17 protein-coding genes are annotated in these 12425 nt (G+C 56.8%); 4 read left to right on the top strand and 13 right to left on the bottom strand.

Annotated elements, in window-relative coordinates:
• The 12 genes from QCE79_RS38120 to QCE79_RS38065 form a co-directional block, all read right to left on the bottom strand.
• On the bottom strand, window positions 1–1095 hold a 1095-nt coding region (locus tag QCE79_RS38120; protein WP_309854053.1), incomplete at its 3' end, for a site-specific integrase.
• The gene (locus QCE79_RS38115; protein WP_309854048.1) at window positions 1092–1271 is read right to left on the bottom strand and encodes a hypothetical protein; all 180 of its coding nucleotides are present in this window, start codon (window positions 1269–1271) and stop codon (window positions 1092–1094) included. The genes QCE79_RS38115 and QCE79_RS38120, both read right to left, overlap by 4 nt.
• An 8-nt stretch (window positions 1272–1279) precedes the next feature.
• Window positions 1280–1768, bottom strand: a complete 489-nt coding sequence (locus QCE79_RS38110) for a hypothetical protein (protein ID WP_309854045.1) — start codon at window positions 1766–1768, stop codon at window positions 1280–1282.
• Window positions 1765–2130, bottom strand: a complete 366-nt coding sequence (locus QCE79_RS38105; protein WP_309854042.1) for a hypothetical protein — start codon at window positions 2128–2130, stop codon at window positions 1765–1767. Before QCE79_RS38105 ends, QCE79_RS38110 begins: the two co-directional genes overlap by 4 nt.
• A gap of 109 nt (window positions 2131–2239) precedes the next feature.
• Complete coding sequence (locus QCE79_RS38100; protein WP_309854039.1) at window positions 2240–2824, bottom strand: hypothetical protein; 585 nt, start codon at window positions 2822–2824, stop codon at window positions 2240–2242.
• Entirely contained in the window at window positions 2818–3147 is a 330-nt protein-coding gene (locus QCE79_RS38095; RefSeq protein WP_309854036.1) for a hypothetical protein, read from the bottom strand. Before QCE79_RS38095 ends, QCE79_RS38100 begins: the two co-directional genes overlap by 7 nt.
• 223 nt (window positions 3148–3370) lie before the next feature.
• Window positions 3371–4405, bottom strand: coding sequence for a helix-turn-helix domain-containing protein (locus QCE79_RS38090; protein ID WP_309854033.1), 1035 nt, complete (start codon window positions 4403–4405; stop codon window positions 3371–3373).
• The gene (locus QCE79_RS38085) at window positions 4402–5211 is read right to left on the bottom strand and encodes a BRO family protein (protein ID WP_309854030.1); all 810 of its coding nucleotides are present in this window, start codon (window positions 5209–5211) and stop codon (window positions 4402–4404) included. Before QCE79_RS38085 ends, QCE79_RS38090 begins: the two co-directional genes overlap by 4 nt.
• Window positions 5212–5374: 163 nt before the next feature.
• Window positions 5375–6175: a ParB N-terminal domain-containing protein gene (locus QCE79_RS38080; protein ID WP_309854027.1), complete on the bottom strand. Its 801-nt coding sequence runs from the start codon at window positions 6173–6175 to the stop codon at window positions 5375–5377.
• Window positions 6176–6315: 140 nt separating this feature from the next.
• A complete protein-coding gene (locus QCE79_RS38075; RefSeq protein ID WP_309854024.1) occupies window positions 6316–6576 on the bottom strand; it encodes a hypothetical protein in 261 nt (86 codons plus the stop codon).
• A gap of 866 nt (window positions 6577–7442) precedes the next feature.
• Entirely contained in the window at window positions 7443–7769 is a 327-nt protein-coding gene (locus tag QCE79_RS38070) for a hypothetical protein (RefSeq protein WP_309854056.1), read from the bottom strand.
• The gene (locus QCE79_RS38065; protein ID WP_309854020.1) at window positions 7744–8013 is read right to left on the bottom strand and encodes a YdaS family helix-turn-helix protein; all 270 of its coding nucleotides are present in this window, start codon (window positions 8011–8013) and stop codon (window positions 7744–7746) included. The genes QCE79_RS38070 and QCE79_RS38065 overlap by 26 nt, the downstream gene beginning before the upstream one ends.
• An 85-nt stretch (window positions 8014–8098) precedes the next feature.
• On the opposite strand from QCE79_RS38065, the gene QCE79_RS38060 reads away from it, so the two are divergent.
• The 4 genes from QCE79_RS38060 (at window position 8099) to QCE79_RS38045 (ending at window position 11586) form a co-directional block, all read left to right on the top strand.
• Entirely contained in the window at window positions 8099–8515 is a 417-nt protein-coding gene (locus tag QCE79_RS38060; RefSeq protein WP_309854017.1) for a hypothetical protein, read from the top strand.
• 770 nt (window positions 8516–9285) lie between these two features.
• Complete coding sequence (locus QCE79_RS38055; protein WP_309854014.1) at window positions 9286–9468, top strand: hypothetical protein; 183 nt, start codon at window positions 9286–9288, stop codon at window positions 9466–9468.
• Window positions 9469–9537: 69 nt separating this feature from the next.
• A complete protein-coding gene (locus QCE79_RS38050) occupies window positions 9538–10377 on the top strand; it encodes a hypothetical protein (RefSeq protein ID WP_309854010.1) in 840 nt (279 codons plus the stop codon).
• Between the two features lie 216 nt (window positions 10378–10593).
• Complete coding sequence (locus tag QCE79_RS38045; RefSeq protein ID WP_309854007.1) at window positions 10594–11586, top strand: site-specific integrase; 993 nt, start codon at window positions 10594–10596, stop codon at window positions 11584–11586.
• A 427-nt stretch (window positions 11587–12013) separates the two neighbouring features.
• Here the strand turns inward: QCE79_RS38045 and QCE79_RS38040 are convergent.
• A partial coding sequence (locus tag QCE79_RS38040; RefSeq protein WP_309854004.1) for a Gfo/Idh/MocA family oxidoreductase occupies window positions 12014–12425 on the bottom strand: 412 nt, incomplete at its 5' end.

Below are 12425 nucleotides of genomic sequence, written 5' to 3'. Positions count from 1 at the left end.
TGCAAACTCAGTAACGACAAGGGTTTGAGCGATGCTCTTCGCCACTTTTTCGCCACTTACTTTGCGTTTCGCGAGATCGACCAAGCCCATTCGTTCGCTCAATCGTGCTTGCGCATCGACAACCGAGCCCAGGTCAGCTTCCAGGTACACCATCGTCGTACGCGCATCCTTGTGGCGCATCACGCGCCGGATGGTTTGGATGGGAACACCCTGTTCGCTCAAAAGCGTGGCGAACGTGCCTCGCAGTCGGTGCGGTGTGAGCCCGACCACTTCACATGCGGCGTTTGCGGCGAACATCGCTCGACGCGTAAAACCCGGCTTGAACGCCTCGCCGTTCGTGCGCGTGACGATCAGTCCGCACGCCTGGCGCGTGGGTTGCAGATAGTCGAGCAACCATTGCGGGACAGGCACGGGGTCCGCCTCGCGCCCCTTGGTCCGGCCTGGCGTATAGGTGCCGCGCTCCCAATCGAGCCACTCCCAACGCGCCGTGATGGTCTCCATTTCGCGCAACCCTAGTCCGAGCATCAACCGCACGGCGAACGAAACACCCGGCCGCCGAGCGGCCGCAGCATCGACTTCGATCAGCCACTTCGCGGTCATCGAAATAGGCAAAGTCGTACGCGGCCGCTTCTGCAGCTTGATCAGCTTCACCGACCACGGCACCATCGGCAGGATGTTGCGCCGAACCGCCCAGTTGCACACGACCTTGATCGACTTGAGCCAGTGGTTCGCGCTTGCCCGGCTGTGCGTCTTCAAATACTCAAGACGCGCCTGCTCGATTGCCTCGTTCGTCAACTGATCGATTGAAACATCGCCGAGCTTATACAGATGCAAACGGGCGACGGTTCGCATCGATTTAATATGCGCGCCGCTCACGATCGGCTCGTTAGCCCCGATCCATTTCACAAACAACTCGCGCAGCGTCGGCACCGGCTCGCGTCCTCTCGACCATAGTTTGGCGTCGTGGTAGGCGCGCGCCGCCACGACTTCGGCCTTGTGCTTGACGCTCTCGCGTGTGCTGCGTTGCACCCGCGCGCCGTTCACCTGGAAGCGGAAATGCCAGCATTTTCCAACGCGGAATAATTGATAGCTCACCGGCTCGCCCCTTTATAGATCCCGAACGACTTCAATTCACCCCCACGAATCCGGTGCTTGGCCAGCACGACGAACTTGCCCGTGCGTTCCACGAAGCGATCGACGATCACGTCTCCATTGCGCAGCACTACGCGAACGCGCGTCCCTCGGGCGCAGCAGGTGTGCGGCGTCTTCATGGCGGCTCCTAGGCGAGACTTTTGAAGAGCGCCTGAAACTGACGCAGCTTCGCCAGGTCGGCGCTGTCTTGTGCTTGCCGCTGTTCGATCGTCAGCGCCGCGGTCTCCACGTCAGAGGCTAGCTCCGTCAGATCCCCGGCGAGCTTGCGCGCGCGACCGGAAAGCGCGGACAGAATGTCGAGCACCGAATGGCTCGGCACGCTACCCCCTGAGCTGGATTCGATTTGTTTCGCTGCTACGGTCACCATGCTCTCCTTTTCTCTTACTTCCACGCGCTGAAAGCGCCCCTTGAACTTCTCGCGGACCAAACCAGCGTCCTGCAACCGAAGCAAGCACCCATCGAGCACCGCGACATCAGGCGAGCTCTTCGTCACTCGCCGCAGATGCATCGCGATCTCGTTGCGCGACCATGCGTCTTGCTTCGGCACCATCTCCAGCACTTTCTTCGCAATCGCAGATTGCCCGCTCAGCGCCGCTTGAAATCTTGCTGGTGTCATACCTTGCTTCCTTCCGATATCGGCGCATCCGGCGCCATCCATGTGTGATCGCCGCTATCGCGAAACGCCTCAAGCGACTTCCAGTTACTCGCATAAAGGCAATCGACCCATGCGTATTCGTGATTGACCCAATCAGATCTTTGGATCGAGCCGCGGTATCCCACAGGGATAAAAGCCAGCGCCTTGACCTTGTATTCCTCACCGCTGTGATCAAGATGCCGCACACGGCGCAAGCCATGCACCATCGTTTCTAATGACGTCTTGTTCGTCATATAGGTGTAGCGGCCGCGCATTCCCTTTTCTGTTACGAGACCGACAACGGGAATCTGTACCGTCAGTACCATCGCTTGCATCGCTTTCATGCGATTTCCTCTGCCAAACCCATTCGTACTGCGCGCACCGATTCCATCCTTTGGATGCGCAAACCACCGTGTTTGCGTATGCAGAACGCTTCCGGTTGCGAGTTGTTCATCAAATTTCCTCCACATCCCAACCGCCGCCGTCGCGCGCTTTTCTCGGATATACCACCTTGAAAACGAGGGGGAAGATCCATGCAGCGACCTTCATCTTGACCTTGGCGTCATCGCTGAAGATGGCACGCGCACCCTTCACGTCGTGCATCTCCAACACCCCGGACGCAGGCAACACCACGTAATCCACAGTCAGAAAGGTCCTCGGCGCAAGTTTCAGCTTGATGCCCTCAAACATGTACCACTGGATTTCGCCTGAGCGCCGTTGCTGTTCAAGATGCGCCTCGTAACGGCGCTCGGTTGCGTTCTGCTCGCCGTCGCGAAGCCGGCCCAGCGCCTGGAGTGCCTTTCTTGCGGCCTCGCCTGATGTCGCCGCGCCGCGCGCCGCCAATACTTGAGACACTACCGGATCGAAACCGGACATGATCTCGTCGACTTCGCTGTTTGGCTGTGTGCCGTACTTCTGCGCAAGTGCGCGCTGCTGCGAATCTCGACCGACAGTCATGTCCTCGCGTACGCGCGCCGTGCCGACGTTCTTTGTACCTGCGGGCACGTACACGGGCCAGGATGAGCAGCGTTTCACCATGCTTGCGCCACCTCCCGCTTTGCCAAGGTGAGAAAGTACGGGATGCCGAGTAGCATCGCTACGATGAATTCGCGCTGCCAGGCGAGAATGCCCAAGATGGCCGTCGTCGACACGAAGTCGTAGAAGGCATTTACGGGATAGCCGTGCTCGTAATCCGTCGCAGGCACGAGCAAGGCAGCGATCCACATGATTTCAGCGATGACGCAAAGATAGGCGATGGCGACATCCCGTGCGAAAGCATGACCACCCTCGATCCACAGGTACAGGCAGATGACGAGCAACACGTCGAACACGACCGCGCGCGCGAGCTTTTGAGCGTTCATGATGTTGAACTCCAACGAACAGGATTGAAACGACACGTCGAATGTCCGGACACGTAGTGCCAGTCGGGCAGTAGCAAACAGTTTTGAAAGGCCAGTTGATGCATGCGCTCGCGGGCCGAATTCGTGACTGCGAATCGGCAGGTTTGGCATTGGTTCGCACCGAGTTCTGCCCCGAGGAGGTCACGCTGCGGATCCATGGCGGAGCGGTCTTGGCCGGACTCGCTCATGCCGCCTCCGTGTTGCCATTGCGATCGCGCGGGATATCATTGAAGTAAGCGTAAAGCGCCTCGTAGCGCTCCTCGCTCTCCCGCCCCACTGTCCGCAGCATGTCCTCCATCCATTCGCCCGGACCGGCCGCCTTGAACACGCGCGCCTTGAAGCGCATGAACAGTTCACCATCGCCCTGCCGTACGCCAAGCTGCTCGGCGCGCGCCTCGATGCCCCCTGATGTTCGCCACCAGTCCGCAGCGATCGTTCTCGCGCCGCCGGGCGATGCCTGCGTGAGCGTCTCAGCTCGCACGGGGAAGAGCCCCGTCCAGCCACGAAGCACAGCCTCCTCGACCGTCACCTCGGGCGACTGGCCGCCCGCTGCGAGCGCAAGCAAACGTTTGACCGAGACAGCAGCCGCTACTCGCGTCCATGGGGCGTCCTTGTGCTTCGCCTCGCGGTGCTCGCACCACATTGCCCAGACGGCCGATGGGATCTCGTCGGGCAGTTCGAGATTTCGGATCTGCTCATGCGACGCAACTCGCGACGCACGTCGCGCAGGTTGGTGGTTCTCTGATGGTTCTGATGGTTCTTGGTGAATCGGGTGCAACCCGTTGCACCCTTTACTGTCGTTCGTTGCACCCTTTACGTCGTTCGTTGCACCCTTTTTGCCGCTCATTGCACCCTTTGCATTGGGTGCATCCTTTGCACCCTTTGAAAACGATGCAACCGTTGCGCCCTTTTTGGGGCCGACTAAGGGTGCAATCTCTGCACCGTTTATCCAACCAGGACTAATGCGGTACTCGCATGTCTTTCCCCGACCTCCGCCAGCGTTCGCGACCTGAACTAACCAACCGCGCTGAACCATGCTCTTTATCTGGTATTGAACCGCCCGTGCTGAACGACGAGTCTTTTGAGCCAACGTTTCGATGCTCGGGAAAATATGCTCGCCGTTGTCGTCGCAGTAGTCCGCGAGTTTCAGAGCGAGTAGGAGCTCGTGATCCTCGCCCGGGTAACGATCCCAGACCATTGTTTGAACTTTGATACTCACGTGGAAGCTCCAACGACCCGTGACGAGACGAGCGCATGCAAATCGGTGAACCGATCCACGTACCAATGCGGCTGGGTTTCGCGCGGGCTATTCGGGTTGGTGATGTTCTTGCCGTACAACAGCCCCGCCTCGGTGATCGCCCAAAAGCGCCTCGTTCCATTGACTGCACGAGAAGAGGAGCTGCGGCGCGTGCGCTCGGCTTGCATCCCAGCATCCGCCAAGAGACGGTTATACGTGCGAGGCGAGATTGAGATTCCATGCGCGACGAGCAAATCCGTTATTGGCCTCGTCTCCATCGAACTGCCCATTGTCGAATCCGGGGTAGCGTCAACGGCGGAGGCAGGAAGGAATGCCGGCTCCAGGCCGTGGTTCTTTGCGATATGAGACAGCATTGCGATCTGGCTGGACGGAGACGGCTTAAGAAGCCGTGTGAAGCATTCGGCGATCGCCAACTCGCCGGCCAGCTTTGCCGAAGTGGTTGCCTCGTGTGAGTAAACCCCCGTCTTGCGGATTGACGGGAGAACTTCTCCTACGACCCACTCCTCAAATCGCTCGGCAGACGCAAGTCGTGAGCGCATGATCAGACGGTAGACATCGCGCTCGGGAATGAGCGTCATCTCTTGGATACCGCCCGGCGTGGGGATACCCCGTTTCAGGGTAGCCTTGCAATGCGTCGGAATGGCGTTCTCTGGCTTAACGTAGCCCAGTGTCAACGCGACGTCGCGTGCGACAAAATAAGCTTCTCCGTCGATGGGGACGACGCGCACAGGCGCGCCATCGAAGATGAACGGGGTGACTTGAGTCATCGATGACCTCACAGGTTGTTGTCGTGACCGCACGGCAGAGAGCCGTCGTCGTTTTGCTTTGCTCCGCAGCTAATGCAAATCTTTCGAGGCTCCGACGCGCGCTGGTCTCGTTGGGTCTCGGCCTCTGACTGCACGTTGGACTGGGCTTCGTGCTCCAATGTCGTCATTCACCGTCCTCCTGCTGTGCAACCTGCATCACCCAGCGCAACGCTTCCGCACGCTCACCCGACGAAACCTGCAGTTCCTTCAGGACTTCCTTGCGGCTTCGCATCCGAGTTGAGCGCTCGCCAATAGCGGCGCGTTGAGCGCGAGCGCGCGCATGGCCCGTCACATTCTCGCCAGCGGCAATCAATTCCCGCACCTTTTCACGCTGTGCATCCGGCTCTAGGCGCGACAGCTGGCGAGCGTGGGTGACTTTGATGCGCCCGCTCTCGACCGCTCGACGGACATCGCCGCAGCATTCGAGAAGAGCGATCGTGGCGCGAACAGTAGCCGTCGAGCATCCGAATATCGTCCCCACTTCACCCTCGCTATAGCCGAGTGCCATCACACGCCGCATCTTTTCCGCTCGACCGAGCGGTGTATCAGCGTCGCGCAGCTCGTTTTCGCCGATGATCGCGGTGAGCGCGGTTCGCCGCTCGCCGCGATAGACCTGTGCAGGGATCTGGATGGGTTGCTCCCCACGCAATCGTCGCCACTCATTGGCGAGTCGAGCTGCCTTGGTACGCTGGCGACCGACCGCGACTTCCGTTTCGCCGGTCTCGGTGTTCTTCATCACCGAGATTGGTTGAAGCACGCCTTGGAAGTCGATGTTCCGTGCAAGATCGACGTTCACGGGTAAATCAACGCGTGGGTCGTACAACGGTGAATCCGTATCCGTGACCAGCACCAGCTTGTCCGGGTCGAAGAACAGCAGGTTTGTCTTCCCCGCCGCGCCATAAGCGTCAATTGAATTCTTTGCCATAGGTCGTGTCGATCAGTTCTCGCTCTTAGGCAGACATCTAAACGCAAGGTCTACTGCGTTGATGACGCACACTAGCGTTCGTGCCTGTCTGTAGTACGACTAAATCAAAAAGCTATCTTGGAGACTGCTTTGCATAGCTACTACCGTTTCGCCCCTTGGTCCGACGACTTCCGCATAGCGGTTTGAATCGCCGCCGCTGCTTCGCTGCGTGGGACATTGAAGCCCGCCATCGGCAATGGTGTTGCCGGTTCATAGGCAAAGCGCCGTTGCGACACTGTTTCGTTCGCGCCGGCTTCGACATGAAAGGCGTTCGGGCGCTCCTCTTTGATCTGCGTTACAACTTCGTTCAGCGTCTCGCTGGTCGCTTGCTTAAGCATCTGCTTGTGTTTCTCAATATGCATCTTTGCTTCTCCTCTTCATAAGCAAGATCTCGCTTGCACGATGTGCGAGTTCGATTGAAAGACAGACGAAAACTTGATAGTGCCGTCTGATTTGTTTGGCGCCGCGCTCATCGACGGTTTCGCGAGCAAAGCGTTGTGATGTCAATCTCACTGCCGTACTTCAGTCGCAGGTGCTCCCACAGGCCTTGTTCCCTCGGCGGCATCACTGCATCGCTTACGTGGATCGAGCCGATCTCGCTTGTCACCTCGTGACCTGGGCACAAGTCGGTCCTTAACATGGCGCCTCATCGACTGATACGAGCGTCGTTACACGACGCACGCCTAGCATTTACTTACGTGAATGGCAACACGACCCATGGTCGTGGCGGGACCTTGGCCCAGCCCAGTGGTCTCAATCGTCACTTTCAGAGTTCATATTTTGTCCTTTCATGCTGTCACGCCACCTCAAGTGGTTATGACCAAACGCTCAAAAAACACCAAAAAATGGCGCGGTCTTCATGGCATACCAAAACACCGGCCGCTATGCTCGCCGAAGGCCGCCAATCGAACCAATAATTCGCAGCAGTCGCACCAATCGATCAGCTTGCCGATCCAAATGCCTTCTGATACACAGCAAAATCTGGGTCCCCCAAACCTCAAAAAAGTGCAGGCGCATGTTCACCGAATTGTTTTACGCAAGGGACCGAGCTGGTAACGTCTATCGAGTTGTCGTGACGCAGGATTCGATTTATGGGTCGTCGCCGTTTTCAGCGCAGCCTAGACTAGGCTCAAAAAATTTTCGACTCATCGATGGTGGCGATTTATTGCCCCTCTCCGACAACACCTTTTTGATTGTCGCGAGCGGCACTCAAATCACTAGGATCTGATCATCGCACCCCACCTACACATCTCAATGGACTGAAGCGTTGCGCCGTCAATCTGTAGGCCGTGCCTGCAACATACTTGTTTCGACAGGGCAAGGTCCACGATTGGCGGCATCTCCGTTTCACGCTAACGTTGATTGAACGCTTTTGCATCGCCACATCGCGACCGAAACACAAAACCAGAGGCACCACAGGTACGTCATCGACCGAGACACCTTGGGCGCGCGAAACGCCGGCAATCTTGTTGCCGTCGATAGCCGCGCGATCTGCCGCGTCCACGAGATCGTCGCCATCCGGACGTGCTTCAAACGTTATTGATGCGGCTTTCATAGGTTCTATCTTGTCCTGGACAGTCTGAAAGTTCCGGCCAGATTTCTTCGCAATCGTGAGGTCGAAGATCGCGTCTGCTCACTAGCCCACCCGTTGCTCTTTCAATGACCACGCAGCGCTTTATTGGTATTTCTCGCGTCCTGTTACGCCATTGGCTTATAAGCGTCGACGGGACGCCAAGCATCTCGGCGAAATGCTTGGCTTTTGGCGAGCGAGAACAAGATAAGAATGCGTCAAGGTCCATCGGCCAACAATAGCGTATCGCGAACGACGGTGTCAATAGCGTTACGCGAATTCCGTCAGTGCATGGAATGGGTTGCAATACGCCTATGAAAACATGTCACGAAATTAGAAAAGATCAGCTACGCGTCCTTGCGGAGGAGGTAGGAGGAGTCATCGAACTCGCCTCGATAATCTCAAGAAGCGAAACTCAAGTTCGCCAATGGCTGAACGCATCAAAAGACTCGCGAACAGGGAAGCCGCGCGGCATCGCCGATGACATGGCACGGTATATTGAAAAGGCGACTGGCAAGCCAGTAGGATGGATGGACAACGACCCCGCCCGCTGTGAAGTTCCTGGATGGGATGAGCTGGGGTCCATGCAGCAAGCGAAAGTGATCGGCTTTATTCAAGGACTTTTAGCGCAAGCGCAGCACGTTTCTCATACAGAAGCATTCATAGAGAACACAGAGACTCCAGCACCTGCGCAATCAAAAGCGTGGACCAGAAGAAGTAAAGCATGCTAGTCGGGCGCCCCAATCCGTCTGGCGAGGTTAGTTAGCCAAAAGGCGATTTCCCTGCGATGCTCCGGTCGTATTTCTACCCGTTGCGACATCTCGCCGTCCCCCCACGAAATCGACAGCGTAGACAACCCTCTCGGCTTGAATCTATCTGACGCGTCCACAACGTTTAGGCGGGCCGCGTTTCTCTTTGAGATGGACAGGGACCAAACTGCGTCGGGTTCCTCGCGCGTTGGATTTTGCTTCACTGACGTCTCCGGTAATATTTCCTCAGACAATAATACTGTATATCCATACAGTCAGCCAAAAAGCCCACATTCATTGTTCCGATAAAACCAGACTTAGAGTTCGCGTAACGCTATTGACATGCGTGTTCGCGCTACGCTAATCTTCGGCATGGACTGATTACGAGGTATTGGCGTCACTTGAACGTGACGAGGCGTCTCGCCAAGCTTTGAAGCAGCGGGCAATCCTTGAAGCGCCCTGTCCCGCGTTAACCTTTGGGACTTGTCAGTGCGTCAACGGACTTGCCTCAATGAGAGCACACCGAAGATCTGACGCCAAAGTAAGTAATGAACATCTCGAAGTTATTTACTTGACTATCGGTCTGTGAGCTTTCCTCCAGATTGATGTTTTTGTCACTGTCCATGCGCCTGTCCGGTTCGCAGTCAAGGCATTTGACTTCGCGTAGTAACTTCTTCATCGGCTGGCTTCGAATTAATGTGCAAGAGGCTGTGCCTTGCGAAATACACATAGTCATCAATGCGAGGACCGCAATGAACCGCGCTGCCAAAGACAACGCTCTTCTCCGCAACATCTTGCAAGTCGACACCCGAACCGTTTCCGTCAAGGCACACACGCGCATCAAGGAAAGCATCTCTATAGTGCTGTACGCGGTCGGCATTGCGGTTATCTGGTTCCTCTGCTTAGCGGCACCAGCGGGCGCGCTCTGGCGATAATGCGCTGACTCGTCGATCTCCACCTGCATCAAGCATCTTTTAAATTATGGTCTACTAACTGGGCGTCCAATGATAGAGACAATCTTCCCCCGACTGCAGTATCCCAAAACCGCCATCCGACTTGGTTTCCCATTTAAAGACGATCCGCCGAAACAAGTCCATCTGAATAAGTCGCTGCTGCTTTGCATATCTCGCGCTGACATGTCGACCGACTATGGATACACATGGCCGCGTATAGGCGCGATTGCGGAAGCGCCCTGCTGGGAGCCAACGCTCCGCTTTGGCGGTCTTCGTGGTTGGCTTTACGGTCACGGCGATCATGCCATCGGCGGGTATATTGAGCCAACCGCGAAGTGGCTCGTCGTCGAAGCGATCACGGATGAGATCGTCGAATTTGAAGGCATCTGCAAGTTCCCACGCGGCAAAGTGCGCTTCGTCGGCACGAGTAAGGAGGCGGCTCACTACCTTGTCGCACACGAGCCCCGCGCTCGCGAGCACCCCGTAATTGGCGAACATCGCGCTGTTGGCGATGGCGGATCCGTTATTGTCGGGGCACTCGGCGCAGCATCTGCTGGGAGTGATGGGATAGCCGTCGCCGGATATCGCGGTGTCGCATCAGTTGGATCTCGCGGAACAGCGACCGCTGGCTTTCGCGGTATCTCCTCAGCTGGTCGACGTGGGACTGCCATCGCCGGAAGCGGCGGGGTCGCCACAGCAGAAGATTGCGGAACGGCCATCGTAGGCTTTCAAGGAAGAGCAAGCGCCGGCCTGAAAGGCCAGATCAGCATTTGGTACTGGGATTTTTTTGAACAGAGATATCGCATGAAAGTCGGGCATATAGGCGAAGAGGGTCTCGATCCGTATGCGCTCTACACACTGAACGATCAACATCACTTCATCAAGGTGTAAGACAAGGATGCCGCGCTGAGTAACCGCAACCTTGGGGAAGCACATGCCTATCGAATCCGGAAAGCGGGTAACTGCATTGGAAGCCGCCGAGATACTCGGCGTGCCACCGAAGATGATCAGCAGACTCGACACTCGTGGAGCGTACATCAAACGTTTTAAGCTCACGCGCAAAACGCATGTGTATGACCTCCGTTCCCTCTTCTTATACCTTGAATCATGCCAATCGAAACCGTTACAAAAAACGGACGCAAGCGCTACCGGTGGACATTCAACCGGATCATCAAGGGCGAACGTATCCGTCAAACAAAGCTTCTCCCTCTTGGAGTTTCTTCCGCAGAAGCGGACGGCCTCGCAAGACGATGGGAAGCGGAAATCTACGCAATCGCGAACGGAGAGCGTCGCCCGACGGTGACGATTGGTGAGTGCGTGCGCAAGCACGTCGTCGATAAGAAGGATCGCTGGAAGGACGCAGAGAAGCGTATCCGCATCCTCCAGAAATGGAGCGCCGAATATGCAGAGCAAGACGCGCTCGATCTACATGATTGGTCAATTCGAATCGCTGCCTCCATGCGCGCTGCGAGAGATCACCATGGCATGACCAAGCGGCCGCTGACTGATGCATCGATCAAGAACGTGCTGGCATACCTGCGCGCCGCCATCAAGTACGCTCACAAGGTCGGCATGCTCGCCGAGGATCAGACCGCAAGGATGGTCATGCCGTCAGTGAGCAACGAACGCCATCATTATCCACAGCGCCGTGAAATGCTTCTGATCGCACGAGCGTGTAAGCACCGAGAAGTACGTGCCGCGATTCGCATCGCGTTCTATTCGGGCATGCGCAAGTCAGAGATTTTGCGTGCGACGGTGACGAAGAAAGGCTTTGCGCTGACTGACACGAAGAACGGCATGCCCAGGATAATTCCGATCCATCCACGCATCGCGGTGCTCGCTCGCAACGTCCGCTTCACGGTCAGCGCAAACGTGTTCGGCAATCACTTCGAATCAGCTCGCGCCGCCGCTGGATTTTCAAAGACGCGCTTCCATGACTTGCGGCACGCAGCCGCGTCTGAAATGATTAACGCCGGCGTCGACCTCTTCACCGTCGGCGGGGTACTCGGGCATCTATCGATCGTTTCGACAAAACGATATAGCCACTTAGTCACAGAAAAGCTGGCGAACGCGATCGAGCGAATAGGATCGACCAAATAAGGAAAGCTATCTTCACTGGTCTAGGCTAGTTTGCCTCGCGAACACACCGACAGTCGAGGACACAAGCGTTGGAAGAACGAAGTCTCGTATCTTGCGTCCAAGTCCAACTCAGTAACACGCCGAAGCGGAGGAAATTCGCGTTTGTTTGCGATGTCGGTTTCACCTTGAAGCCGGCCATCTGTGTATCGAGGATAAATGCACCTTCGTCGGCCATTGCTGACGTTCGTTGACCGCGGGCGGGACCGCTTTTCAACTCTCGACACTTGCCGTTGGTGCCATGGTCTTCTCGAACTTCGGTTCACCTCCCGACCAACGGGCGAAATCGACCCAAAGCGGGCCTAGAGACTTCTTTCGCACCTAGACTGCTTCCGACGATAAAGCAGTCCTTTCCGCGAAACCTCGTTAGTTCGAGATCCCGTGCCAGCGGTCAGCCAAAACGAACGGCTGCTCCAGATTGGGCAGCCCGTCGCACAGATGCTGTGACTTCAAGCGTTTTTGCAGCGTCGAAGCCATCGCAAACCGGTTTCTCCTCTTTTCGAATGAAAGCTCCGAAGTGGCGCATCTGCTCAACATACGGGTTTGCGGATGCGTAGGGCACTTGTTCATCCGCGAGAGGGTGGAACCAACCTCGTTCGCCCGCGTAGTGCCACATGCGCAAGGTAGGCAGCGCCAGGGAGGCATCGGTCCCAGAGATGAAGTGACTCTCGATGAAATTTTTCGAAAACGAAGCGTTTTCGCCGGAAGACGTGTCCCAACTCCAAGGTGATGCTGCCGTATCGGACAGGGTAATCGTCGCGACCGCGCCGTTCTTTAGCTGAATGATGGCGGCAGCCGTATCC

Origin of the sequence: Caballeronia sp. LZ003, assembly GCF_031451465.1 — a bacterium.
In the GTDB taxonomy this organism is placed as follows: Bacteria; Pseudomonadota; Gammaproteobacteria; order Burkholderiales; family Burkholderiaceae; genus Caballeronia.
Note: the sequence above shows the minus strand (reverse complement) of the source record. Positions and strands in the feature narration are given on the sequence as shown.

Bases quoted from the DNA above. Each gene is read 5' to 3' on its own strand.
- QCE79_RS38115 (WP_309854048.1), bottom strand. From the start codon at position 1,271: ATGAAGACGCCGCACACCTGCTGCGCCCGAGGGACGCGCGTTCGCGTA.
- QCE79_RS38110 (WP_309854045.1), bottom strand. From the start codon at position 1,768: ATGACACCAGCAAGATTTCAAGCGGCGCTGAGCGGGCAATCTGCGATT.
- QCE79_RS38105 (WP_309854042.1), bottom strand. From the start codon at position 2,130: ATGAAAGCGATGCAAGCGATGGTACTGACGGTACAGATTCCCGTTGTC.
- QCE79_RS38100 (WP_309854039.1), bottom strand. From the start codon at position 2,824: ATGGTGAAACGCTGCTCATCCTGGCCCGTGTACGTGCCCGCAGGTACA.
- QCE79_RS38095 (WP_309854036.1), bottom strand. From the start codon at position 3,147: ATGAACGCTCAAAAGCTCGCGCGCGCGGTCGTGTTCGACGTGTTGCTC.
- QCE79_RS38085 (WP_309854030.1), bottom strand. From the start codon at position 5,211: ATGACTCAAGTCACCCCGTTCATCTTCGATGGCGCGCCTGTGCGCGTC.
- QCE79_RS38080 (WP_309854027.1), bottom strand. From the start codon at position 6,175: ATGGCAAAGAATTCAATTGACGCTTATGGCGCGGCGGGGAAGACAAAC.
- QCE79_RS38075 (WP_309854024.1), bottom strand. From the start codon at position 6,576: ATGCATATTGAGAAACACAAGCAGATGCTTAAGCAAGCGACCAGCGAG.
- QCE79_RS38070 (WP_309854056.1), bottom strand. From the start codon at position 7,769: ATGAAAGCCGCATCAATAACGTTTGAAGCACGTCCGGATGGCGACGAT.
- QCE79_RS38065 (WP_309854020.1), bottom strand. From the start codon at position 8,013: ATGGACCTTGACGCATTCTTATCTTGTTCTCGCTCGCCAAAAGCCAAG.
- QCE79_RS38060 (WP_309854017.1), top strand. From the start codon at position 8,099: ATGAAAACATGTCACGAAATTAGAAAAGATCAGCTACGCGTCCTTGCG.
- QCE79_RS38055 (WP_309854014.1), top strand. From the start codon at position 9,286: ATGAACCGCGCTGCCAAAGACAACGCTCTTCTCCGCAACATCTTGCAA.
- QCE79_RS38050 (WP_309854010.1), top strand. From the start codon at position 9,538: ATGATAGAGACAATCTTCCCCCGACTGCAGTATCCCAAAACCGCCATC.
- QCE79_RS38045 (WP_309854007.1), top strand. From the start codon at position 10,594: ATGCCAATCGAAACCGTTACAAAAAACGGACGCAAGCGCTACCGGTGG.